This is a genomic window from Nostoc sp. (assembly GCF_036917675.1).
Taxonomy (GTDB): domain Bacteria; phylum Cyanobacteriota; class Cyanobacteriia; order Cyanobacteriales; family Nostocaceae; genus Nostoc.
Genome location: NZ_JBALCT010000059.1, coordinates 61,344 through 84,663 on the forward strand (window position 1 = coordinate 61,344; position 23,320 = coordinate 84,663).

The window sequence follows — 23,320 nt, forward strand, 5'->3', positions numbered from 1 at the left end:
ACGCGGGTTAGAATAAAAATAAACCTTACATACATTACGCTGATTAAGCAGAATTGCCCATGACCACTTCTAAACGCCACTACCACATCACTACTTTCGGTTGTCAGATGAATAAAGCTGACTCAGAGCGCATGGCTGGCGTTTTGGAAGACATGGGCTTTGAGTGGTGCGAAGACCCGAATAATGCAGATGTGATTCTCTACAATACCTGTACAATTCGGGATAATGCTGAACAAAAAGTATATTCCTACCTTGGCAGACAAGCAAAGCGTAAGCATGAGCAGCCTGATTTAACCCTGATCGTTGCCGGTTGTGTAGCCCAGCAAGAAGGAGAAGCGCTCTTACGACGAGTCCCAGAATTAGACTTGGTAATGGGGCCACAACACGCCAACCGTCTGAAAGATTTGTTGGAGTCGGTGTTTGAGGGCAACCAAGTTGTGGCAACCGATTTGGTTCATATTATTGAAGATATCACCCAGCCGCGACGAGATAGTAAAGTCACAGCTTGGGTAAATGTAATTTACGGCTGTAACGAACGCTGTACCTATTGCGTGGTTCCCAATGTGCGTGGTGTCGAACAATCTCGTACGCCGTCAGCTATCCGGGCTGAAATGGAAGAATTAGGACGCCAAGGTTACAAAGAAGTTACTCTACTCGGTCAAAATATTGATGCTTACGGTAGAGATTTGCCTGGAACAACGCCAGAAGGTCGGCATCTGCACAACTTCACAGATTTACTTTATTATGTGCATGATGTGCCGGGAATTGAAAGGTTAAGATTTGCTACTAGTCATCCGCGTTATTTTACAGAGAGATTAATTAAGGCTTGTGCTGAGTTGCCCAAAGTCTGCGAACACTTCCACATTCCCTTTCAATCTGGGGATAATCAACTTTTAAAAGCGATGGCGCGGGGTTATACCCATGAGAAATATCGCCGGATTATCGATACCATTCGGCGGTATATGCCAGATGCTTCCATTAGTGCTGATGCGATTGTCGGTTTTCCTGGGGAGACAGAAGCGCAGTTTGAAAATACCCTGAAACTGGTGGAAGATATTGGCTTTGATATGTTGAATACAGCAGCATATTCGCCGCGTCCAGGGACACCTGCCGCTTTGTGGGACAATCAACTGAGTGAAGAAATTAAAAGCGATCGCCTCCAACGCCTCAATCATTTAGTAAACTTGAAAGTAGCAGAGCGATCGCAACGTTACTTTGGACGCATTGAATCCGTTTTAGTAGAAGACCAAAACCTCAAAGATCAAACCCAGGTGATGGGACGTACTGGCGGTAATCGTCTGACATTTTTCAGTGGCGACATCAAAGAATTGCAAGGGCAGTTAGTCAAGGTAAAAATTACCGAAGTTCGCCCTTTTAGCTTGACGGGTGAACCAGTTGAAGTCAAACAAGCCTTGTCTATCTAAGAGGATGTTTTAAAAGTATTGGGCGAATATACAACGTTTTTCAGGTAAATGAGGTACACAGGTAGGGGCACAACATTGTTGTGCCCTTACAATCATCTGTACAGAGGCGCTTGTTGCAATCTGCTGTAATTCGCTACTACACAAGACATCTCCAGAAATTAATTATGTGTTATCTGAAATCCTTGTAGAGAAACGAAATTGGACTGGGCTACGCTAACGCGTCTCTACATTCTTTTTCGGAGATGTCTGGTAATTTCTTTTTCAAAAATCACCTGAAGTAATATACAGCTTATAAAATTGGACTTAATTTTTGATATTATATCAGGTTCGGTTAAACACTTATAATATCTGCTTTGTTGGGTTGAGGAACGAAACCCAACATTTTATTTTTGAATGCGTGAATTTTGAATTGTTAACCTTGTTCATGTTGGGTTTCACTGCCGTTCAACCCAACCTACATTGATAGATTTTATTACAAGTAATCACCCGAACTTGATATTACCTGGAGAAAATTATAATAGCTTGATAGTAAACCTATAGTTGCTGTTAAAGTAATACTAAATTTTTACAGTAAAAATAACTATACAATATAAAATTTGCTTAAAGAAAATTATAATAGCTTGATAGTAAACCTATAGTTGCTGTTAAAATAACACTAACCTTTTATAGTGAAAATAAATATATATAATAGTATATACTTATGTAAAATTATACTAGCTTCACATTAAACCTGTAGTTGCTATTAAAGCAACACTAAATTTTTACAGTAAAAATAACTATTTACACATAAACTTTATAATATGTTTGTTAAAAATAATAGAAGCTTGGCAGTGTAAAGAAATAAAGTAGGAGCATCTGCTTGATAATACATACGTACGTATTCTAGCTAGAATGCCAAAAATAAATGAACATAAGTCATTTGGTGCGAAAATATGTTTGTATATTTCTTGGTGTGAATTTCTTTAAATTCACAAAAATGCTAGAGCATTTTTATCTGCAACAAGCCACAGATAAATCACAAATAAAAAAATCAAGGCTTGTTTTGTTTACTTAGATAATAATTAGTTTCCACTACATAATCTTGTGAAACTAATTTTCGATTCCGAATTAAACAATTATTCCATTTCACTCAAGCTCATGCAACTTTATACAACTCTTGAAATCGGACAACTCCAGCAACACGAAGACCTTCCTTACTTAATTGAAACTATAGAGTGGGTGAAAAATTTTTTAGGAAGACCTCATCCTAATTTAGGAAGACCCGGCGCAGTTTGCCCTTTTGTACCTTACTCTCTCAAGTCAAACAGTATTCGTCTGGCAGTTATTCGCGCAAAAGATTTGTATCCAAAACAAGTAGAAGAGATTGTTGAAGGCTACCGAGATATCTTCCTTGGGACGGAACTTAAAGAGCAGGAATTAGCTATCAATAGAGCTTTTTTACTTATCTTTCCTGACATCTATATAGAAGAAGCTTCTAAACTAATAGATAGTGTCCAACAAAAACTTAAACCTTTGTTTGTTGAGTCAGGACTGATGATCGGAGAATTTCATAAACGTAATCAAAGTCCTGGTCTGCACAACCCAGACTTTCGTCCACTTCGTAGCCCTATCCCCTTGTTGGCTATCCGGTTTATGGTTGAAGCTGATCTCCCCTTTCTTGAGAGTCCGGCTGATCCACGCTTACGTATTCGGTATCTGGAAGCTTATTTAAAGTGTTTTGGTAATAAATTTACAGATGAAACAAAGTTTAAAAATGCTCATCAAGCATTGGCTTTAGCGAAAAAACAACTTAAAGACGAAAATTTGGTGAGTTATTGCATATAAATAAATATCAAAAAAAGGTGGTGGGAGACAGTTGCCATAAACGTTCCGGCAGGTTGAGGCGATGAAACAACTCCTTTATCTTGGCGATCGCTGCGGCCTTTTTTCCACAATCATCATCGTGGTAAACTAAGGAAATATCGTAAGTATGACCAAGTTTAACTAGTTCGTATCCTTTCTACGATCGCCGCCAAACTTTGGTAGAAGAGGCGATCGCCAGACATTATAATTTTACAATTGGGCTATTTAACATAATTTTGAGCCACTTTCCAATAGCGGGAGAACCGCTTCAGGTCAATATAGCCATCATAATCAAAAAATGGTTCTACCTTTAGCACTTGGACTGCTAGCGATCGCTCCACTTGATTGCAGATATGATCAAACTGGGGACTAGGACTCTTGGCTGTGACAACTAAATTCCCATCATGTTCTTGAGCAAAAGCTAAAACCTCCTCTGCCACATCACCACGACGGATAACAACGGGTAACTCTAGCAAGCATTCGTAGATGAAAGCGAGACGTTTAAGACTCAGTTGCCATTCCTCTATCAAAGCCTCGTCCCAAACCCAGATAGCTGGCGCATCGGGGTATTTTTGCAGTCCGGGGTTGTATGGACTGAGGCAATCTCCATGCACCCAAACAATTGGTTTACTCATTAGATTTTGGTTTTGTTTCCTGTTAAGACGCAAAAAATCTTAGTACAGTATTTCATTAATTCGTAGCAAATTACAGCAGAATTCAAGTATCTGAACCACATCTGTCGTAAGGGCACAGCATTGCTCATTGGTGTCAACTTAACTAACATAAAAGCCATTCTAGAACCAGCTTTTAGAGATTGTCTCGTTCCCAGTCGGAGACTAAGAATGCCTAGTGGGGGGCTGCCGCCTCAAGACTAGCGGCAGAGCCGCAATTGATTTGCATTTCCAGCCAGAGGCTAGAAACGAGGTTTTAAAGGGGTTTGGGCTAAAGTTGACACCTATGAGCATTGCTGTGCCCCTACCGCGTGGTCTATTTACCTGAAAATAGCTGTAAATTTCGGCAATGCCAATGCGTCCCTCTGCAATGCTAATGCATCCCTCTGCAATGCCAATGCGTCCCTCTGCAATGCTAATGCATCCCTCTGCAATGCCAATGCATCCTTCTGCAATGCCAATACGTCCCTCTGCAATGCCAATGCGTCCCTCTGCAATGCCAATGTAACCCTCTGTAATGTTAAGGCATCTTTCTGCATTTAAAAACGCTACGATTTTATGCAAAACTGTACTTACTGCCGCTTCTTTCCATGCTGCCAACTTTGGCTATTAGCTTGTTTGCTAAATTCCCCTTTAGGAAAAAGTCGTTGTTCTAATTCTTCATAGCTGCCTTCAAAATCACAATGACCGTAAAGCGGACATTTTTGGCAATAAACGCTTTTCGTATAGCGTTCTAAGTTCTCACGGTTGAAAAAATACGGTTTATGACTAAAAGTGCTGGCAACCCACTGCCATGACATATTATTGCTAGCAGGATCTCCATCTAAAAGGTGTTGGAGAAACCACTTAGCTCCTGCTTGCCAACGAATACGCCGCCAATGGACAATGTAAGCCGCTAGCCACATCCGTGCGTGATTATGTAAATAACCAGTTTCTTTCAAGTCACGGCTAAAGCTGTCGATGCAAACTCTGCCTGTGGTTCCTTGTCTAATATCTTGCGGAAATTCGGGTGTATATTCGCCCAAAGTATAACCAGTTTTGTACTCTTCCTGGTCTTCCCAGATTCCATCCCCTAACTTCACATACAACCGTTGCCAGTAGTCGCGCCAGCCTAACTCGTTAATTAGTTTAGTAGCATCGTCTTGGTGCTGTACCCGGTCAAGGACATAATCTCGAATTTCTCGCAAACTCAAAACGCCATAGCGGATATAAGGCGAAAGTCGCGTGACTGCACCTGTGAAGAAATTACGTGTTTGCGCGTAGCCTACTGGGTCGATTTTTTGCAGTGCTTTTTGTGCCGCTTGGCGTCCTCCCAGAGTTTCGCTGATGTGTTCATCGCGTTGTGCCGCATTTGGAAATTGTTCGCGGAGGTAGGCTACCAACTCATCGCGGTTGGTAAATTCGCGTTGCATATCTTTAGTCATGAGAACTTTGAAGGGTGAGAATAAATAAACAAAAATATCTGTAGGTTAAGTCATTATTATGGCGTTTTTCCATAGTAAAGTTTATTCGCTACAGATGAATAAGATCCGATCGCTCAATAGCTCAATATATGTACGCTTCTAAAGCGATGTTTACAACAGGCTACGCCTACCCAATCTCTCACACCACCATCATGAGCAATATTCCCCAAGTCGGACAACCAGCGCCAGATTTCTCCACACCTGACCAAAATGGCAATTCAGTCACTCTCGACGATCTCAGCAGTCAGTGGATTGTCCTCTACTTCTACCCCAAAGATGACACTCCCGGCTGTACCACCGAAGCGAAAGATTTCACCGAGTTGTATCAAGACTTCAGCGCACTGGGAGCGAAAATATTAGGCGTAAGTCCAGATTTGGGTAAGTCCCATTGTAAATTTATCAGCAAACATAACTTGTCAATCACCCTTTTAAGTGACCCAGAACATCTTTTGACAGAAACCTACGGCGCTTGGCGATTGAAAAAATTTATGGGCAAAGAATATATGGGCGTTGCTCGCTCAACCTTTCTAATTTCACCTGATAAAATTATTGTCTATGCTTGGCCTAATGTAAAAACCAAAGGTCATGCTCAGGCAGTTTTAACTAAATTACGGGAATTAGCAGCCACGTAACGCGACTGGATGCAGGTATAGTTACAGCAATAAAAAGATATAAGTTATGGTTACTAATAATTGAATCTAAGAGGTCTAGTTTTTCCTTAGCAAAGGCAATTTCTCAAGCACTGACTTATATGCTGGCAAATCCTCAGCCGGAGCATCCTATCTATTCCTTGGTAATGAATGGAGAAGATTTTCAATTTATGAAGCTGATAAAACAAGATAAGCTAATGTATGCTTTGTCTGATAGATTCACTTTATCTAGACGCGAAAATGAGTTATACAAAGTTGTAAATATATTAAAGAAATTAGGTCAAATTTTAATTTAATTATTTATGACTTCTGAATTATTCTTCAACTTTGCTATTCCTATCTAGATTAATAGTGGAACAGTGATATAGCGGTTATCGGTTGAGTGAAGATACAAGAACCCCACCCCCAACCCCCTCCCCGCAAGCGAGGAGGGGGCTATGATGTACCTCATGTGATCAGGAAACGCTATATAATACTTATAGTATGTGTATCTTTAAAATGAATTATGGTTCGATTTATCCAAGCACAAAATATTGGGCTTGCCTATTTTGAAGAAAGATTTAGTCTACGGCTAGCCGAAGATGAGGTATTCTTTACAGAATGGTTTGAAAGTTTACCGGAAATTACAGATTTAGAAAAGCAAGGTTTAGACAGAATAAAAGTTCATTTTCTCCGTTTAATCAAGCGTCCTCCTTTGTCAGAAGAAACGGTTAAATTAGTAGTATTATCTCCTTTACTCAATTTATCTGGATTTTATGATGAGCCTTTTTATATGAGAGGCGAACAATCAATAGAAATTTCTGCGGAAGATGAAGGAGAAATTATTAGAGGTAGAATTGATATTTTAGTTATTCAAGAACAATTATGGTTGTTAGTAATTGAATCTAAAAGGTCTAGCTTTTCTCTTTTAGAAGCTATACCTCAAGCACTTGTTTATATGTTGGCTAATCCTAATCAAGACAAACCTACTTTTGGATTAGTAACAAATGGGAGTGATTTTATTTTCCTGAAACTTACCAAAGAAAATCAGCCAAAGTATGCTATTTCTGACCAATTTACACTTTTGAAACGAGAAAGTGAACTGTATCAGGTTCTAAGTGTATTAAAAAAACTAAGTCAAGTTTTGAGTTAATAATTATGTCTATTCGTCCGATATACCTTGATTGTCACGCTACTACACCCGTAGATGAACGGGTACTAGCAGCAATGCTCCCCTACTTCACAGAACACTTTGGCAACCCATCAAGTATTAGTCATATTTACGGTTGGGAAGCAGAAGCTGCTGTGAAACAAACGCGAGAGATTTTAGCAGCAGCAATCAACGCTACACCAGAAGAAATTGTTTTTACGAGTGGTGCAACAGAAGCGAATAATTTAGCGATTAAAGGTGTTGCTGAAGCTTATTTTAAAAAAGGTCAGCATATTATTACTGTTGCCACTGAACATAGTGCAGTTATTGATCCTTGTAATTATTTAAAAAGTCTCGGTTTTGAAATTACTATTCTCCCAGTTAAAAAAGATGGATTAATTGATTTAACTGAGTTAAAAAAAGCTTTCCGTCCTGAGACGATTTTGGTATCGGTGATGGCTGCAAATAACGAAATTGGTGTGTTACAGCCATTGGCAGAAATTGGGGAAATGTGCCGCGATCGCCTACACCCGGACGGAAGCGATCGCAATATCATTTTCCACACCGACGCCGCCCAAGCTATTGGTAAAATTCCCCTAGATGTGCAAGCGATGAAAATAGATTTGATGTCGCTAACTGCACACAAAGTATATGGGCCAAAGGGCATTGGGGCGCTGTACGTCCGTAGGCGCAACCCCAGAGTGCAACTGGCTCCTCAGCAGCACGGCGGCGGACATGAACGGGGGATGCGCTCTGGTACATTGTATACACCGCAAATTGTCGGCTTTGGTAAAGCTGTAGAAATCGCTTTGGGAGAACAAGCAACAGAAACCCAACGCCTCACCCAGCTAAGGCAAAACTTGTGGGAACAGCTTTCTCAAGTTGAAGGAATTCATCTCAACGGACACCCTCAAGAGCGATTGGCGGGAAACTTGAATATCAGTGTTGAGGGGGTGGATGGAGCCGCACTTTTGCTAGGATTGCAGCCAGTAATGGCGGTTTCTTCTGGTTCTGCTTGCTCGTCGGCAACCACTGCACCCTCCCATGTTCTCACAGCACTGGGACATTCAGAACAACTAGCTTATGCCTCAGTGCGGTTTGGTATTGGACGGTTTAATACGCAAGAGGAAATTGATATTGTGGCGAAACACGCGATCGCTACCATTGAAAGTTTACGCAAAACCTCTTTTATGGATTCTCGCGCAAGAAAGCGCCAATCTGATCTAGCTCTTGCTGATTGAGGCGAAATTCCCCAGCACCGATGATTCCTTCCACCTGCTTGGGATTGCGTCCGCCAACGATCGCCGCAGTCACCGCCGGATTGTTTAAAGTCCAAGCGATCGCCACTTCACCCGGCGAGCCATCGTGTTGTTTACCAATGTGTTGCAACACCTCGACTAGCTTCAGGTTACGAGATAGACGTGGCTCCTGAAATTCACTATTGTTTTTGCGCCAATCATCATCTGGGAAATTAGCAACCCGCTCAGGTGTCATCTTTCCTGTGAGCATGCCAGATTGCATCGGTGAATAAACAATCACACCGATGTTATTTTCCTGACAAAAAGGCAGAATCTCCTTTTCGACATCGGGCTTAACCAGAGAATAAGGCGGTTGCAATGAAGTAACTGGTGCAATCTTTTGGGCACGTTTCAACTGTTCGACATTGAAGTTTGAAACCCCGATATAGCGAACCTTACCCTCATCCTTTAACTTGGCGAGAGTTGTCCAGCCTTCTTCGATATCTGATTCAGGATTGGGCCAGTGGATCTGGTAGAGGTCGATAGTTTCAATATCAAGTCGGCGCAGACTAGCTTCAACTTCCCCCCGCACAGAATCTGCCTTGAGGCTGTTACCAGTTTTGCGCGTTTCATCCCAGATCAGTGAGCATTTAGTGAAAATGTAGGGGCGATTAGATCGACCTTTGAGCGCCTTAGCAACAATCTCCTCCGAATGCCCCAGACCATAGACAGCTGCGGTGTCAATCCAATTAACGCCGAGGTCGAGAGCGCGATTGATCGCTGCGATCGATTCCTGGTCATCCTGCTCTCCCCAACCAAAAGCCCATCCACCTCCACCGATCGCCCAGGCTCCAAAGCCGATTGGGGTAATGTGAAGCTCCGAATTACCAAGCTGTTTGGTTTGCATATCTACCTTGTTCAAGAATTTTTGAGTCAATTGCTAGTGTAAGCTGCAAATATTTTCTCAACCGCTATCTGAAGTGTGAATGACTACTGGCAAAAACACGATAGCCAATCACTACTTGTGTAGATTACTAAATCCTGAATGTTGTGTTGTTCCTTACTTCTTGTACAACTAGTACACTGTGGTGGAAAACAAGGGGATTTTGCCCCTGTTTTGTCTGGTTAAATTGAGATGCTAGCTGGATTTACGCGCCCTCTGTACTAGACTTGCTCGAAGATATAGTAATCCGATTTGATTGCGTGAAAAAATCTAAGTATATGTAGGGTGTGTTACGGCTTCCGTAACGCACCGAAACCCTCGGATGGTGAGTTACCCTACGGCATAACACACCCTACGTGTATTTCAAAAATAAAATATGAGTCCTATAGTAACAGTTGTCAGTGTTTATCAAAATAGAGAAGTAATATGTCAGAAGATTTAAAAGGCAAAGTTGCGCTGATCACAGGTGCAAATAAAGGTATCGGGTTTGAGATTGCACGCCAATTAGGTTCTAGAGGTGCTACTGTTCTTGTTGGTGCAAGAGATATAGGACGTGGTGAAGAAGCTGCGAATAAACTTCGTTCAAATCAGATCGATGCCCGAACAATTCAGCTTGATGTCATCGACCAAAAAACAATCGACTCTGCGAGTAAACAAATCGAGAGCGAATTCGGAAAACTTGACATCCTTGTGAACAATGCTGGGATAGCAAGTGATGGCGATCGCCTTCCACCCAGTCAAGTTGATATTGAAACACTGCGACACACTTACGAGACAAATGTATTTGGAGTGTTTGCAGTTATAAAAACGCTGTTGCCACTTTTAAAGAAGTCAACAGCAGGGCGAATAGTAAATTTATCAAGTGGTTTAGGTTCTCTGACTCAAAACTCTGACCCAAATTATGAGTTCGCTCATGCTAAGTCTCTTGCTTATAACTCATCAAAAACAGCACTGAATGCGATCACAGTTCTGTTGGCTGCTGAACTTAAAGATACCCCGATTAAAGTCAATGCTGCTGATCCTGGTTTCACAGCAACTGACCTTAATCAACACCGAGGATACCGCACTGTTGAGCAGGGAGCGATCGCAGCAGTGAGACTTGCTACTCTACCTGATGATGGTTTTAGCGGAGGGTATTTTGATGAAAATGGCGTGGTTCCCTGGTAGAAAGTAGGGGCATTGGGAATTGGAAATTGGGCATTGGGCATTGGGCATTGGGCATTGGGCATTGATTATTTCCTCCCCTGCTCCCTGCTCCTGTAGAGACGCGATTAATCGCGTCTCTACTCCCCACTCAATAAGGATTTGAATCAATCCGTCCCTTTTTGACACTCCTGAGATAGTACCCAGAGGTTGGTCGGTTTTTCAAGTTAAAGGTGTCGCCACTGCGAACTTTCCAAATTTTGTAATTAGAAAAAGTCAAAGGCGATCGCGGTTCGCATACTTCCGGTATATGATTGCCAAGTACAAAGTACGCCGCACCCCTACCCATAACTTTCACCAAACCGTTTTTATCCACAAGAACCGATGTACTTTCACTAACTGCTATGCCTAAAACACTGTTAGATACACCGTCCTTAATTTGACGGGCAATGAAAGTCATAATTCGACCCATTCTTTGGCGTCTATCAAAGTGTGTATCTACGATAGTTCCCTTTAAATTACTCCAGTTAAAAAAGTTGTAAGTAAAAGTAATGTCTCGGTAGGGATCTTCGAGTGCGTCTCTAGTTTCAATGCCTTTTTCGCAAGAAGCACAAGCATCGTAAACATACTCACTTTGGATCATCGCACCCGCACTAGTGCCACCAATACCACCTCCTTTAAGATAAACTGACTTAACAGCAGTTTCAAGCTTGGTATCTTTCCAGTTGCGGATGTATTGACATTGGTCGCCGCCAGCAAAGAAAATCACATCAGCATTTTTGACTTTTTGAAAAATCTCGGCTTTGTTTGCTTCTTCCCTATTCCTAATTACAAGAGTTTCTACAAAGTTTACGCCCTTCATGGCATAAATTAGCCGATTGTAATCGTGATTACCATTAGTGCGGATAACTACAACATTAACTTTAGTGGCGGAGTTACTACCTCCCCGAACTTGGTTAATCATCCACTGGATAGCATCATCGACATCGGGTCCACCCCCACCTAAGCTAAGAACTGGACCCGCCAAGGAAGGACGGACATCAGAGGAGGGGGAGGGGCGGACATCAACAGTGTCACCCAAGAAGTAGCGTTTCCAGTTTTCGATAAAACGGGTTATTTGGAAGGTTCCCATATTGAACAACTTGATTCCTGTACTTTTCAAGCGCCTTGCTATGCTTGGGAATGCCTTTGTCATACTAAGCTTCTGGAGCAAACTGCAATTATTGCTAGGCTGTTACCCATCTTAATTGCTTATTTCTTCGTGATCATGCTTGATCATTGATCGTTAGTCACTTGTACTTACAATTGGACTTTGGACAAACGACTAATGACAGTTTTAACAAAAAAATCTGCAATTTAGACGCGCACTAGCTTAACTGTCGCACCTTAGTGGGTAGAATTTCCAGCGTACAGGGCTTGTACTGTTTTTTAACGCGATAATAACCCATAGTAATCATTAATTCTCTGCCCTACTCTGTGAAAATCTCCACATTGCTTGTATCCTTTATTTGTTAAACACTCATGATCAGAGGCGATATACTTTAAGGAAGTTGATTTGTAAATTCAATCTTCTACATCCAATCACTACATCAACTCTCTGAGGTTATATGCTTTTAAAACTGCAACAAATTATTGTTAAATCTGGTCAACAAATGTTGTTTAAAGATATTAGTTGGCAGCAGTTAGAAAATATTTTATCAGAAATGGGAGAAAAGAGTTCTGCACGTATTTCTTATAGTGATGGTTGGTTAGAAATTATGCTTCCCCTACCAGAACACGAAAAAGATAAAGAATATATTGGTGAGTTAGTAAGAGTTTTATTAGATAAACTCCAAATTGATTTTGAGCCTTTTGGTTCCACAACACTTAAAAATGAGCGATCGCGGCAAGCAGTAGAACCAGATACCAGTTTTTATATTCAAAATCAAGCTGCTATAATTGGGAAGAATCGCATTGATTTAAATATAGACCCACCACCAGATTTAGCAATCGAAATTGATATTACCTCTCGGACTCGATTTGATAATTATGAAATCTTGGGAGTTCCTGAACTTTGGCGACATACACAACAAGGGTTAGAAATTTCGTTGCTAAAAGAAGGAAAATATCTAAAATCTCAATCTAGTCCTAATTTTCCTGATATCCCAATTGTTGAATTAGTTAATGAATATGTTCAGCAGTGTTTAACAATTGGGAGAAGTCAAGCTATGCGTAATTTTAGAGATTGGGTTAAGAATAATTTATGATAGAAATCTAAGGCTTTCTGAGAAAGGCGATCGCTCATGACTACTGAGAAAAATCCAGCAGCCATTGTGGACTGGGAACCCCCCATGCCACCTACAGATTTAATTTTTGATGATGGTGAACCCTTGGAATCAAATCGACACCGCATTGCCATGAATGTCTTGATTCGGTCATTGCAACAAGCTTGGGCTAACCGCAATGATTTCTTTGCTGGGGGCAATATGTTTATTTATTACAGCAGCACCCAAGTTCGTAACCGTGATTTCCGAGGCCCAGATTTCTTTGCTGTCCTCAATGTTGACGATAATAACTCAAGACAAGGTTGGGTAGTCTGGGAAGAAAATGGTCGTTATCCTGATGTAATCGTAGAATTAATGTCACCATCTACCGCAGCAATAGACAAAGGTATTAAGAAAAACCTTTATGAACAAACTTTCCGAACCTCAGATTATTTTGTCTATGATCCTTTTGACCCTAATTCTTTGCAGGGGTGGCATTTAGATGATAATCAGCAATATCAGCCTTTGACACCAAATGAGAACGGGTGGCTATGGTGTAAGCGTTTAGGTTTCTGGTTGGGGACGAGTGAGGGAATAATAGATAGAGAAACGGCGATATGGTTACGGTTTTACGATGTGGCTGGTAATTTGGTTTTGTTACCAGAAGAAGCTGCTGCTGCACAAGCACAAGCCGCTACTGCACAGGCGGCTCGTTTAGCGGCTAGATTAAGAGAACTGGGGGAAAATCCAGATATTTTGTGAGAGATTTTGGCTTTTTTGATTTGCTGAAATCTTGCACCAGTCCGAACAACCGCCTCAGAATGAATTCTGAGGCTAATAGCTAAAGTCTTCTAAAGAAGAATGAATGAGGATTTGAGTCCACTTGAGTGGACTTGAGCTATTAGCCTAGAAATTTATTTCTGGGCGGGTGATGGTGCTAATCGAGTTGTAGTAAGTTAAAGACTAAGTAGCAGTATAAGCTGCGATCGCATAACTTCTAGCTTTCAATATTCTGCACTTTCTATAAATTGAGAAGCCTACACTGACCTGACAGTACAGTGTAGGTACTTCATATCATGTCAGGTTAACTAAAACAAGTCTAAATCTGTCACAGCACCAATACTGCTAGAAGACACCAATTTGGCATACTTCGCCAACACGCCTTTAGTGTAACGCGGAGCCGGAGGTTGCCAGTTGGCACGACGAGCGGCCAATTCTTCCTCGGATATATTCAATTGCAATAAACGAGCCGGTGCATCAATAGTAATACTATCGCCTTCTTCTACAAGAGCGATCGCACCACCAACTGCTGCTTCTGGAGCAACATGACCAACCACCATGCCGTAAGTACCGCCAGAAAAGCGTCCGTCGGTAATTAATGCCACAGCATCACCCAAACCAGCACCGATAATTGCTGAGGTGGGAGCCAACATTTCTCGCATCCCAGGACCGCCCTTAGGCCCTTCGTAGCGGATGACTAGAATATCACCAGCTTGAATCTTCCCGGCTAAAATTGCATCTAAAGAGGCTTCTTCCGATTCAAACACCCGTGCTGGCCCGGTAATTACTGGTTTTTTCACCCCGGTAATTTTGGCGACAGCCCCTTCCGTTGCTAAATTACCTCTGAGAATAGCTAAATGTCCTTGAGCATACATCGGGTTATTCCAAGGACGAATCACATCTTGATTGGCGGATGGTTCTTCTGGGATGTCTGCTAATATCTCTGCAATCGTTTGACCAGTAATAGTGAGGCTATCGGCGTGTAATAAGTCATGTATAAGTAGCATCTTCATTACTTGCGGAATGCCACCAACTTTGTGCAAATCTGTAGCGACATATTTACCACTTGGTTTTAAATCACACAAAACGGGAACACGGGCGCGGATAGTTTCAAAGTCATCTAGGGTTAACTCTACATCAGCCGCGCGGGCGATCGCCAAAAAATGCAACACTGCATTCGTCGAACCACCCACCGCCATAATTACAGAAATGGCATTCTCTATAGATTTGCGGGTGATAATTTCGCGGGGTAAGATTTGTTTGCGAATTGCTTCGACTAACGCGAATGCCGATTTTTCGGTGCTGTCGGCTTTTTCAGCATCTTCCGCCGCCATTGTCGAGGAATAGGGCAAACTCATCCCCAGGGCTTCAAATGCTGAAGACATGGTGTTAGCTGTGAACATTCCCCCACAGGAACCAGCGCCAGGACAAGCCCGATTTTCAACTTCAAATAATTCCTTTTCGTCAATTTTTCCGGCACTGTATTGACCAACAGCTTCAAAAGAACTGACAACAGTTAAATCGCGTCCGTTATAGTGACCGGGTTTAATGGTGCCACCGTAAACAAAGATAGCCGGGATATTCATCCGCGCGATCGCCAGCATTGCCCCTGGCATATTTTTATCACAACCGCCAATCGCTAGCACACCATCCATACTTTGTCCAGTACAAGCGGTTTCAATGGAATCGGCAATGACTTCCCGCGACACTAGGGAATATTTCATCCCTTCAGTTCCCATCGAAATTCCATCGCTAATGGTAATCGTGCCGAACATTTGCGGCATCGCGCCGGCGGCTTTAATACTAACTTCTGCCCTTTGTGCCAGTTGATTTATCCCCATATTGCAGGGAGTGATCGTACTGTAACCGTTGGCAATGCCCACAATCGCTTTATTGAAATCTTCATCTTTAAAACCAACTGCCCGCAGCATAGCCCGATTTGGCGATCGCTGCACTCCTTGCGTCACAATTCGGCTTCTTAAATTCTCTGACATCTTTTTTCCTTACGTGGCATTATCGCAACTGCTGCGATTGTATTACCTGATTTTCTCATGTATGTGCGGTGCGATCGAGCATGAGCAAGCATTGGTAATTCTCTTGGTTTACAATTTGGCTTCTCAAATTATTTGACATCTTTGAAAAAAGGGAGTGGGGAATAGGAAAGATAAATTTTCATTGTTCACAAATGAACAATGAAAATTTATTTACCTCCTGCCTTATTTTCAAGGCAGGTTTATTAAATTAAAGGATAATGTTGTTTGCCACTAGTTCTGGCGCTCCTATAAGCCGAACTTCAAAGTCAGCAGACAGATTCCCATCAGTATTCCCTTGGAGAATACCATCTGAATAACGGATCTGACCGGGTGCGGAGAATGCGGCAGCCCCAATGAAAGCGAAGCCTTGCTTGCCCCCGATAGTGGAGTTGGCATCGATGTCAGATACATCGATTCGGTCGCCTGGAAAGATGCCGTTTCCAACAAAGTCAGTGATCAAATCCCGTCCAACAGGAAGACTATCTGAAACTGAGCTGAACTTGAAAACATCGTTACCTGGTCCTCCAACGAGAATATCAGTCCCAGCACCGCCAACGAGTGTGTCGTCGCCCAATCCGCCAATCAGGGTATCGTTGCCATTACCACCGACAAGGACATCGTTGCCACTACTGCCGTTAATGGTATTGTTGCCGTCAGCAGCGAGAAGGACATCGTTGCCACTACCACCGTTAACGGTATTGTTGCCATTAGCACCGAGAAGGACATCGTTGCCACTACTGCCGTTAAGGGTACTGTTACTACTAGTGCTGTTAATGCCACCACTAGGAGTGTTAAAGACATCATTACCAATAATGCCGAAATCCATACCGTTGATAATTGCCATTAGTGAGCTTCTCCTAAACTTAAAGGGTAAAAAAATAACCTCGTCACTTCCCCATCAGAAAACAGTGTTGCTGATTAAGAGTATGAATTTGGTTTCCCCTAAAGGCGCAAAGGAAACAGTTTCAAATATTTAATTTTTGAATTTCACACTTTTATTCACCAATGCCGAGAAAACAAGGTGGAGAAGTAACGAGTGAGAAGAAATAACTGAACTACACTTAATATCAAGAGGTCTTTGCTGTTATGTCTGAAGATTTGAGAAGCACTGGATGTATTAATGATGTTGGCATGAGAATTGTGCCAAGAATCATGTTATATCCTTGTGCCTTATGTCTTCACTGGTTCCAGTAGTAGGCTGCTAGGGAACAAGCAGATTTTCTCCTACGGAATTGCATGAGTTTTAAGATGTTGTGACTGTATTCATAATACTACAAGACTATGATATTACCCTCAAGCGGACTTTTTTCTATTTATAAGAAATAATAATTAACCCTCTTTTATTCCTCTCGCCAGAACAAAATCTGAAACCTTTGTTCAGATAGGGTTGCTTTTGCCTATTAAGATTTGTTTGGTGGTTTCATGTAGTTATGTAAGTCAGTGGGTGTGAATAATTAAAGCCGGGTGCATTTTGTCACACTTGGAGGGTCTTTGGCTTTGCACCTGAATTCTTCTTCAACATTACACATAGGAGTGAAAATGACGTAAACACAATTCCTGAATTTTGCCTACCAAGGATTTCGGGCAACGCATAATTAATTTCACCAGATGTCTATTATACCTCTTGCATAAATCAACAATAAGAACCCCACTCCTAAAAGTAACCCCTTAGAAGTGGGGTGTTAGGGACTTTTGCAAGAGGTAGATTAAAGAATTAAAGGATAATGTCGCTTACCACTAGTTGTGGTGCTCCTACAAGCCGAACCTCAAAGTCAGCCGACAGATTCCCATCAGTATTAGCTTGGAGAGTACCTCCTGAATAACGGATCTGACCGGGTGCGGAGAATGCGGCAGCCCCAATGAAAGTGAAGGCTTGGTTGCCCCCTTTAGTGGTGTTGGCATCAATGTCAGATACATCGATTCGATCGCCTGACAACTTACCGTTTCCAACAAAATCAGTGATCAGATCCCGTCCTGCTGGACGACTATCTGAAACTGATGTGAACTTGAAAACATCGTTACCTGATCCTCCAGTGAGAAAATCAGTCCCAGCACCGCCAACGAGTGTGTCGTTGCCATTACCGCCAGTCAGGATATCGTTGCCACTACCAGCATTAAGGACATCGTTGCCATTACCGCCAATGAGGGTATCCTTGCCACTACCAGCATTCAGGACATCGTTGCCATCATCACCGTTAACGGTATTGTTGCCATTGCCAGCGTTAATGACATCGTTACCCAATCCGCCACTGAGGCGATCGTTGCCATTGCCGGCGTTAATGACATCGTTGCCATTACCACCGTTAACGGTATTGTTGCCATTGCCGGCGTTAATGACATCGTTGCCATTACCACCGTTAACGGTATCATTACCACTACCAGTATTAATGACATCGTTGCCACTAGTGCCGTTAATGGTTTTGTTACCACTACCAGTGTTAAGGATAGTGCTGCCGCCATTGGTCTTCACGGTAGTGTTGCCGTCACTGTCTAAAAGACCAGATAAATCGATACCGCCGGGTAGTAAAATTGTTGCCATAATGAGCTTCTCCTAAACTTAGAGGGTAAAAAAATTACCTCGCCACTTCTCCATCAGAAAACTGCGTTGCTGATTAAGAGTATGAATTTAGTTCCCCCTAAAAGCGCAAAGGAAACAGTTTCAAAGATTGAATTTTTGAATTTCATACTTTCATTAAGCAACGCCGAGAAAACAAGGTGGAGAAATAACGAGTGGGAAGAGATAACTGAACCACACCGGATTGAAGCAGGTCTTTGCTGTTAAGTCTGAAGATTTGAGAAGATTTCAGAAGCACTGGATGTATTGATCATGTTGGCATCAAAATTATGCCAAGAGTCACGTTATACCCTTGTGCCTGATATCTTCAGTGATTCCAGTACTAGGCTGCTAGGGAACAAGCAGATTTTCTCGTACGGAATTGCATAGGTCTTAAGACGTTTTTACTGTATTCAGAATAACAAGACTATGATATTACGCTCAAGCGTACTTTTTTCTATCTATAAGAAAGAATAATTAACCATCCTTTTTACTCTCATCAGAGCAAAATATAAAACTCTTGATTTCAGATAGGATTTTTTAATCTATATCGGAATAACAAGGACGTGATAGTGATTAGGTTGGCGAGGAAAAACTAAATCATATAAAAGTATGTAAACGAGCAACCAAGCTTAATCCAAGCACATCTCAGAATCTTTACAAAACTTTACGTAGTTAATTTTAATAGTACCAACCTACTTACACTAGGGGGTAGTCTGTTTTATTTATAAAACAAAAGTGGCATTCATTTGTAAAGACTGAATACCACTTTGTATTTTCTCAAAATTCCTGATGACAGAGATATTTTATCCAGGTAGAGTTATTCCAGTGACAGCGATCGCACTAGCACAAAGGTAAGTTATAGCTGCCCCAAATATTCACCAAACAGCATTTGCAACGGTTTTTTCGCTTTCTTCGGCTTGGTTTTTAGCTTGCTCTGCGATCGCTTTCAGGCGTTTTTGGGTTTATTGCTGGATGCGTTCGGCTCGTTGCAATACGCCATCCTCCCCCGCTTCTATTTGTTCGATAACGCGATTAGCATCTGCCTCTTGGCTCAAGTCTCCTTGCTGACTAAGGAGTTTAACCAAGGTTTTTCGATCAACGTCAGACAAGTGATGTCTGGCGACAAGCCGCTTCTCTACGAGATTATGCGTAGCTTGCTTCTTTGCAGGAGTACGCATCTTGGCACAGTGCTAAGGCTTCGCTTTGGGATCATCGAGTAATTTTTCTAAATCGCTGCTGATACCTTCAGGATTGAGTTCTTCTAACTCCCGTCTCACAGTTGTCGGATCTTCGTTCACGTCATAGATGACTGTTAGTGATATTTTGCTTTGGAATATCGCCCGAACCCCCCTTAAAAAAGCTGACTCTCATTCCTCTTTTTTAACGAAAGTTAGGGAGGATCTAGTCTTAACCAAAGTGTATTGATATATAGCTGTATGTTCTTACTAAAAATTACATTTAATAGATAATTTCTCTGCATAAATTTAGTTAGCTTTAAAACTAATATTTTAGACAAAATTCTGTGAACGAGAATAGTTAATATCTAATTCTTATCAAATATGATTTATTTGATACTGATACTTGAGATTTTTTACTAAATTTTAGATAAAAACACCTATGTCTAATGATAGAGATAAAACTTATTCCAAGCGATTGATGGAAATTAAATCAAAACATGTATTAATAAGAGCAATTATGAGCTATGAATTAGTGAATAATTGGTTTCTGCTGAGGAGAAAAAGATAATGGTTGTAGGTGTACATAATAAACGTGGTGTTGGTGTATTCTCTAATCGTCGAGATGCTGAAAATGCCCTGCATGAATTAAAAAAGGTCGGCTTTGACATGAACAGAGTCTCTGTCATTACGCAGGATGGAGACAAAGAGGATATTGCTGGCGCTGAAGTGCGCGATCGCGTCGGTGATAAATCTGACGAAGGCGCTAAAGTTGGGGCAGTTACAGGCACTGCTTTGGGCGGATTGACTGGCTTATTAGTCGGTCTTGGGACTTTGGCAATTCCTGGAATTGGGCCAATTATGCTAGCTGGAGCCGCAGCTACCACCTTAGCTACCACCCTGACTGGAGCTGGTATTGGTGCAGTCGCTGGTAGTTTGCTTGGTGCATTGGTTGGTTTAGGAATTCCCGAAGAACGAGCCAAAGTTTACGATGAACGTGTAAAGCGGGGACATTATTTGGTTATCCTCGATGGCACAGATACAGAAATCGCCAGAGCAGAAGCAATTCTACATCAGCAGGGTGTGGAAGAGTTTGGCATTTACGACAACCCAGATGCTACAAATACAACCACTGGTTATGTAACTCCAACTCCGACTGCGGCTCATAGCGGTGTTGCTAGACGCGCAATTGGGGTATTTTCTCATCGTCGAGATGCAGAAGCAGCACTTACAGAATTACGAGATGCGGGTTTTCCCTTAAGTACAGTATCCATCATTGCCAAAGATACAAACGGTCAAGGGATCGCTGGTGTAGATGTAGATAGAAAGGTCGGTACAGGTAATAAAGCAGACGATGGCGTAAAAACTGGAGCAGCTACAGGCGGTGTTCTAGGTGGTTTAACTGGCTTATTAGTTGGTCTTGGGACTTTAGCAATTCCTGGAATTGGTCCGGTGATTGCAGGTGGCGCAGTCGCAACAGCTTTGGCAACAACAGCAGCTGGGGGTGCAATCGGTGCAGCAGCTGGCGGTATTGTTGGCGGACTCGCTGGCTTGGGAATTCCTGAAGACAGGGCGCGGGTGTATGGCGATCGCTTCCAAAGAGGCGACTACTTAGTAATTATCGATGGTACGGAAGCTGAAATCTACCAAGCTGAAGCGATTCTCAAGCGTCGAGGTATTGAAGAATTTGCGATCTATGATGCTAATGATATCGGCGATGTTCGCCCAGGTATCAACCGTGCGCCGGATCACCCCACACCAGTTGTTAGTAGCGATCGCCCCAATTACTCAACAGAGACTAATAGAGACGATCCTGCTGTAGTTATTGTTGACCGTCGTGATGAAACACTCTAAGCTAAAGTAGTTGTCACTCAGACTAATTTTACAAAATTGCAGGAGCAATAATTTAAAAGCTTTGCTCCTGAGTGAAAATCTTGCTTCTCACTTCTGCCGTAAAGATCAACCAATTTCACTTTCCGATTCCGAATTAAACATATGCAAAAGCTAACCCCCTTTTTAATTAGCTGCCTTTTGGTTTTTGGTGTTGCTGCTTGTGATAACGCTTCTAAAACTAGTGAATCTGCACCCAATAATCCTAATGAAGCTGCCCAAACACCGACTGCAAAAACAACAGAAGCTGCTCAACAAGACGCACAAAGTGATGTCCGCAGAAAACAAGCTAATTCTGATATTCGCGCCCGCGAACAGCGCAATAATACCACTGGTGGCGATACACAAAGAGCTTCAGGGGATCTAAAAAGTGAAGTTCGCTCCAAGTTGGAGGTTAACATACCCAAAAGTCAACTAACAGTTGAGGCCGCAGACGATGGGACTGTGACTGTCGGAGGAACTGTGAACAATCAGAAGGAGCTGGCTAAAATTGAACCTTTAGCGAAGCAAATTAAAGGTGTGAAAATTGTAGTTAACAAAGCAACTGTTGCCCCACCAACAAAATAAGGCAGTTAACAAAAAATCTCAGCGAGTAGGTAGGCATAAATAAATTCAGATCCTCCTGCTCCATCTTAGTGGTCAGTTACACTTATTACTGACTACTAAGAGGATGTTTTTAAAGTATTGGACGAATATAATTCTATAATTCGCTATTAAAGAAGCTCTCGTCTACCTCCGTGGACTAATACAAAATCAAGGGTTTGCTAACCTACAGAGGCAGGTAAAGTCTCCTATAGTCAAGCTATTTAATTCTACCTTGCGGTACTAGTAGACCAGCTAAGTAATAAATTAGGCTTTATAAAGATACTCTGATAATTGACAACTGGTGATCTCAATAATTATATTTATTGATGCTCAGTTGAGTTATACAAGCTCTTTGTAGTCACCGGAAATAAAAATTATGGAAACCGAACAACAGCAACGTGAATCGATCAATGCTTCCTTATCACAAGATATGCTAGCACTTGAAGGTGTAGATACTGCAAACTTGCCAAGGTTATCACCAGCACCTGAACCGGAATCTCAATGGCAGCAAATTAGCAGACAAATTTCTCAATTTTTGGGGCAATTTCCCCAATACTTAAGTAGCTTTTTTCAGAACTATAAGCAGCCTCTAATAACTGTTGCCTTAATTTTAGCGGCGATCTTTACAGCTAAGGTAGCACTAGCACTACTGGATGCAATCAATGGTATTCCACTACTATCACCACTTTTTGAGTTAGTTGGAATTGCTTACGCCAGTTGGTTTATTTTCCGTTATCTACTGAAAGCTTCAACTCGGCAAGAATTAGTCGATGAAATTCAATTACTGAAAAACCAATTTGTGGGCGAATAAATTTCCCAACCAATTAACTAGCCTCCGCACAGTAGTCGGTATGGTTTGCTAATTAAATATATACAATTCAAAGCTTCACATTCCCGACTTCTCTAAAACGTCGGGAATTTTGTAACTATACCTATAGCGCAATAGGCTTGCGTTAAAGTCAAAAATCAAAACCAGCGTAGGTTGGGGAGCCACTGCGCCCTTGCAGTTTCCCGACTTGAAGCAAGTGGCGTTTGAGGGACGAAACCCAGCATTTTCGGTACTTTGTTGGGTTTCACTACGTTCAACCCAACCTACAATTATCTTTAACCCAAGCGTATTGATCTATAGCGGTTCTCACTTCAGTGCAATACAGTCTGAACCTCACCCCCAATCTAGGCTCTGCCTCCAGTCAGACATTGAGCCAGAGACTCAATGAATGCGTTCCCATACTCTGTATGGGAACGAGGAAACGAGGAAAGCTTTATCAAGTTAGGTTTGGTTTTTAGGACTTGTGTGTACACCATAGTGCTAAAGAGATGGGTTGGGGGTCAGGCTTAAAAATTTAGTTAATGTAATGCAAACGAGAACCGCTATACTTACTTTTGGATGCAAAATCCAGTCAAGGCACAATAATGTTCATTGGTGTCAGTGTCAACTTCGGTCAAAACCCTTGTTTTACCGAATGAATGTGAATTATAAGTATTTAACCGGACTTAAGATTAGTCTTTTAGATACATCAAAAGATAGAGATTATAACATTATTTTTAATTTCA

21 protein-coding genes are annotated in these 23,320 nt (G+C 41.8%); 12 read left to right on the forward strand and 9 right to left on the reverse strand.

Going from position 1 to position 23,320, the window contains the following annotated elements:
• Nucleotides 1-59: 59 nt before the first annotated feature.
• Both miaB and V7K31_RS22385 read left to right on the forward strand, forming a co-directional pair.
• On the forward strand, nucleotides 60-1,424 hold the full coding sequence (gene miaB, locus V7K31_RS22380; RefSeq protein WP_335096914.1) for a tRNA (N6-isopentenyl adenosine(37)-C2)-methylthiotransferase MiaB: 1,365 nt from the start codon (nucleotides 60-62) through the stop codon (nucleotides 1,422-1,424).
• Nucleotides 1,425-2,561: 1,137 nt separating this feature from the next.
• Nucleotides 2,562-3,248, forward strand: coding sequence for a DUF6875 domain-containing protein (locus V7K31_RS22385; protein ID WP_335096915.1), 687 nt, complete (start codon nucleotides 2,562-2,564; stop codon nucleotides 3,246-3,248).
• Nucleotides 3,249-3,487: 239 nt separating this feature from the next.
• Here V7K31_RS22385 and V7K31_RS22390 read toward each other — a convergent pair whose 3' ends face one another.
• The 3 genes from V7K31_RS22390 to V7K31_RS22400 all read right to left on the reverse strand — a co-directional run bounded on the left by V7K31_RS22390 (nucleotide 3,488) and on the right by V7K31_RS22400 (nucleotide 5,361).
• Nucleotides 3,488-3,901, reverse strand: a complete 414-nt coding sequence (locus V7K31_RS22390) for a hypothetical protein (protein ID WP_335096916.1) — start codon at nucleotides 3,899-3,901, stop codon at nucleotides 3,488-3,490.
• Between the two features lie 201 nt (nucleotides 3,902-4,102).
• On the reverse strand, nucleotides 4,103-4,537 hold the full coding sequence (locus tag V7K31_RS22395) for a hypothetical protein (protein ID WP_335096917.1): 435 nt from the start codon (nucleotides 4,535-4,537) through the stop codon (nucleotides 4,103-4,105).
• Nucleotides 4,510-5,361 (reverse strand): FAD-binding domain-containing protein, encoded by an 852-nt coding sequence (locus tag V7K31_RS22400; protein WP_335096918.1) that lies wholly within the window; start codon nucleotides 5,359-5,361, stop codon nucleotides 4,510-4,512. The genes V7K31_RS22395 and V7K31_RS22400 overlap by 28 nt, the downstream gene beginning before the upstream one ends.
• Nucleotides 5,362-5,552: 191 nt before the next feature.
• Here V7K31_RS22400 and bcp point away from each other — a divergent pair, with 191 nt between their 5' ends.
• The 3 genes from bcp to V7K31_RS22415 all read left to right on the forward strand — a co-directional run bounded on the left by bcp (nucleotide 5,553) and on the right by V7K31_RS22415 (nucleotide 8,420).
• Nucleotides 5,553-6,032, forward strand: coding sequence for a thioredoxin-dependent thiol peroxidase (gene bcp, locus V7K31_RS22405; protein WP_335096955.1), 480 nt, complete (start codon nucleotides 5,553-5,555; stop codon nucleotides 6,030-6,032).
• A gap of 523 nt (nucleotides 6,033-6,555) precedes the next feature.
• On the forward strand, nucleotides 6,556-7,182 hold the full coding sequence (locus V7K31_RS22410; RefSeq protein WP_335096919.1) for a type I restriction endonuclease: 627 nt from the start codon (nucleotides 6,556-6,558) through the stop codon (nucleotides 7,180-7,182).
• 5 nt (nucleotides 7,183-7,187) lie between these two features.
• Nucleotides 7,188-8,420, forward strand: coding sequence for a cysteine desulfurase family protein (locus V7K31_RS22415; protein WP_335096920.1), 1,233 nt, complete (start codon nucleotides 7,188-7,190; stop codon nucleotides 8,418-8,420).
• Here V7K31_RS22415 and V7K31_RS22420 read toward each other — a convergent pair.
• Nucleotides 8,368-9,324 carry an aldo/keto reductase gene (locus V7K31_RS22420; RefSeq protein ID WP_335096921.1) on the reverse strand — a complete coding sequence of 319 codons (957 nt, stop codon included), beginning with the start codon at nucleotides 9,322-9,324 and terminating at the stop codon, nucleotides 8,368-8,370. The genes V7K31_RS22415 and V7K31_RS22420 overlap by 53 nt on opposite strands.
• A gap of 462 nt (nucleotides 9,325-9,786) precedes the next feature.
• On the opposite strand from V7K31_RS22420, the gene V7K31_RS22425 reads away from it, so the two are divergent.
• Nucleotides 9,787-10,527 carry an SDR family oxidoreductase gene (locus V7K31_RS22425; RefSeq protein ID WP_335096923.1) on the forward strand — a complete coding sequence of 247 codons (741 nt, stop codon included), beginning with the start codon at nucleotides 9,787-9,789 and terminating at the stop codon, nucleotides 10,525-10,527.
• 127 nt (nucleotides 10,528-10,654) lie between these two features.
• Here the strand turns inward: V7K31_RS22425 and V7K31_RS22430 are convergent, their stop codons facing one another.
• Nucleotides 10,655-11,698 (reverse strand): cyanophycinase, encoded by a 1,044-nt coding sequence (locus V7K31_RS22430; protein WP_335096925.1) that lies wholly within the window; start codon nucleotides 11,696-11,698, stop codon nucleotides 10,655-10,657.
• A 412-nt stretch (nucleotides 11,699-12,110) separates the two neighbouring features.
• Between V7K31_RS22430 and V7K31_RS22435 the strand changes: the two genes are divergently transcribed.
• Both V7K31_RS22435 and V7K31_RS22440 read left to right on the forward strand, forming a co-directional pair.
• Nucleotides 12,111-12,749 carry a Uma2 family endonuclease gene (locus V7K31_RS22435; protein WP_335096927.1) on the forward strand — a complete coding sequence of 213 codons (639 nt, stop codon included), beginning with the start codon at nucleotides 12,111-12,113 and terminating at the stop codon, nucleotides 12,747-12,749.
• A gap of 36 nt (nucleotides 12,750-12,785) precedes the next feature.
• The gene (locus tag V7K31_RS22440; RefSeq protein WP_335096929.1) at nucleotides 12,786-13,508 is read left to right on the forward strand and encodes a Uma2 family endonuclease; all 723 of its coding nucleotides are present in this window, start codon (nucleotides 12,786-12,788) and stop codon (nucleotides 13,506-13,508) included.
• A 326-nt stretch (nucleotides 13,509-13,834) separates the two neighbouring features.
• Here V7K31_RS22440 and ilvD read toward each other — a convergent pair whose 3' ends face one another.
• Nucleotides 13,835-15,520: a dihydroxy-acid dehydratase gene (gene ilvD, locus V7K31_RS22445; protein ID WP_335096931.1), complete on the reverse strand. Its 1,686-nt coding sequence runs from the start codon at nucleotides 15,518-15,520 to the stop codon at nucleotides 13,835-13,837.
• A 13-nt stretch (nucleotides 15,521-15,533) separates the two neighbouring features.
• On the opposite strand from ilvD, the gene V7K31_RS22450 reads away from it, so the two are divergent.
• Complete coding sequence (locus V7K31_RS22450; protein ID WP_335096933.1) at nucleotides 15,534-15,656, forward strand: hypothetical protein; 123 nt, start codon at nucleotides 15,534-15,536, stop codon at nucleotides 15,654-15,656.
• A gap of 111 nt (nucleotides 15,657-15,767) precedes the next feature.
• Here the strand turns inward: V7K31_RS22450 and V7K31_RS22455 are convergent, their stop codons facing one another.
• The 3 genes from V7K31_RS22455 to V7K31_RS22465 all read right to left on the reverse strand — a co-directional run bounded on the left by V7K31_RS22455 (nucleotide 15,768) and on the right by V7K31_RS22465 (nucleotide 19,294).
• Nucleotides 15,768-16,403 carry a calcium-binding protein gene (locus V7K31_RS22455; protein WP_335096935.1) on the reverse strand — a complete coding sequence of 212 codons (636 nt, stop codon included), beginning with the start codon at nucleotides 16,401-16,403 and terminating at the stop codon, nucleotides 15,768-15,770.
• 870 nt (nucleotides 16,404-17,273) lie between these two features.
• Nucleotides 17,274-18,098 (reverse strand): calcium-binding protein, encoded by an 825-nt coding sequence (locus V7K31_RS22460; protein WP_335096936.1) that lies wholly within the window; start codon nucleotides 18,096-18,098, stop codon nucleotides 17,274-17,276.
• A 980-nt stretch (nucleotides 18,099-19,078) separates the two neighbouring features.
• Nucleotides 19,079-19,294 carry a hypothetical protein gene (locus V7K31_RS22465; RefSeq protein WP_335096937.1) on the reverse strand — a complete coding sequence of 72 codons (216 nt, stop codon included), beginning with the start codon at nucleotides 19,292-19,294 and terminating at the stop codon, nucleotides 19,079-19,081.
• Nucleotides 19,295-19,861: 567 nt separating this feature from the next.
• Between V7K31_RS22465 and V7K31_RS22470 the strand changes: the two genes are divergently transcribed.
• From V7K31_RS22470 to V7K31_RS22480, 3 genes are all read left to right on the forward strand, one after another.
• A complete protein-coding gene (locus tag V7K31_RS22470; protein ID WP_335096939.1) occupies nucleotides 19,862-21,145 on the forward strand; it encodes a histidine kinase in 1,284 nt (427 codons plus the stop codon).
• 141 nt (nucleotides 21,146-21,286) lie between these two features.
• On the forward strand, nucleotides 21,287-21,748 hold the full coding sequence (locus tag V7K31_RS22475; RefSeq protein ID WP_335096941.1) for a BON domain-containing protein: 462 nt from the start codon (nucleotides 21,287-21,289) through the stop codon (nucleotides 21,746-21,748).
• 394 nt (nucleotides 21,749-22,142) lie between these two features.
• Nucleotides 22,143-22,577: a CAAD domain-containing protein gene (locus V7K31_RS22480; protein WP_335096943.1), complete on the forward strand. Its 435-nt coding sequence runs from the start codon at nucleotides 22,143-22,145 to the stop codon at nucleotides 22,575-22,577.
• Nucleotides 22,578-23,320: the final 743 nt, after the last annotated feature.

Coding starts and splice junctions, on each gene's coding strand:
- miaB (WP_335096914.1), top strand. CDS start 60: ATGACCACTTCTAAACGCCACTACCACATCACTACTTTCGGTTGTCAG.
- V7K31_RS22385 (WP_335096915.1), top strand. CDS start 2,562: ATGCAACTTTATACAACTCTTGAAATCGGACAACTCCAGCAACACGAA.
- V7K31_RS22390 (WP_335096916.1), bottom strand. CDS start 3,901: ATGAGTAAACCAATTGTTTGGGTGCATGGAGATTGCCTCAGTCCATAC.
- V7K31_RS22400 (WP_335096918.1), bottom strand. CDS start 5,361: ATGACTAAAGATATGCAACGCGAATTTACCAACCGCGATGAGTTGGTA.
- bcp (WP_335096955.1), top strand. CDS start 5,553: ATGAGCAATATTCCCCAAGTCGGACAACCAGCGCCAGATTTCTCCACA.
- V7K31_RS22410 (WP_335096919.1), top strand. CDS start 6,556: ATGGTTCGATTTATCCAAGCACAAAATATTGGGCTTGCCTATTTTGAA.
- V7K31_RS22415 (WP_335096920.1), top strand. CDS start 7,188: ATGTCTATTCGTCCGATATACCTTGATTGTCACGCTACTACACCCGTA.
- V7K31_RS22420 (WP_335096921.1), bottom strand. CDS start 9,324: ATGCAAACCAAACAGCTTGGTAATTCGGAGCTTCACATTACCCCAATC.
- V7K31_RS22425 (WP_335096923.1), top strand. CDS start 9,787: ATGTCAGAAGATTTAAAAGGCAAAGTTGCGCTGATCACAGGTGCAAAT.
- V7K31_RS22430 (WP_335096925.1), bottom strand. CDS start 11,698: ATGACAAAGGCATTCCCAAGCATAGCAAGGCGCTTGAAAAGTACAGGA.
- V7K31_RS22435 (WP_335096927.1), top strand. CDS start 12,111: ATGCTTTTAAAACTGCAACAAATTATTGTTAAATCTGGTCAACAAATG.
- V7K31_RS22440 (WP_335096929.1), top strand. CDS start 12,786: ATGACTACTGAGAAAAATCCAGCAGCCATTGTGGACTGGGAACCCCCC.
- ilvD (WP_335096931.1), bottom strand. CDS start 15,520: ATGTCAGAGAATTTAAGAAGCCGAATTGTGACGCAAGGAGTGCAGCGA.
- V7K31_RS22455 (WP_335096935.1), bottom strand. CDS start 16,403: ATGGCAATTATCAACGGTATGGATTTCGGCATTATTGGTAATGATGTC.
- V7K31_RS22460 (WP_335096936.1), bottom strand. CDS start 18,098: ATGGCAACAATTTTACTACCCGGCGGTATCGATTTATCTGGTCTTTTA.
- V7K31_RS22465 (WP_335096937.1), bottom strand. CDS start 19,294: ATGCGTACTCCTGCAAAGAAGCAAGCTACGCATAATCTCGTAGAGAAG.
- V7K31_RS22470 (WP_335096939.1), top strand. CDS start 19,862: ATGGTTGTAGGTGTACATAATAAACGTGGTGTTGGTGTATTCTCTAAT.
- V7K31_RS22475 (WP_335096941.1), top strand. CDS start 21,287: ATGCAAAAGCTAACCCCCTTTTTAATTAGCTGCCTTTTGGTTTTTGGT.
- V7K31_RS22480 (WP_335096943.1), top strand. CDS start 22,143: ATGGAAACCGAACAACAGCAACGTGAATCGATCAATGCTTCCTTATCA.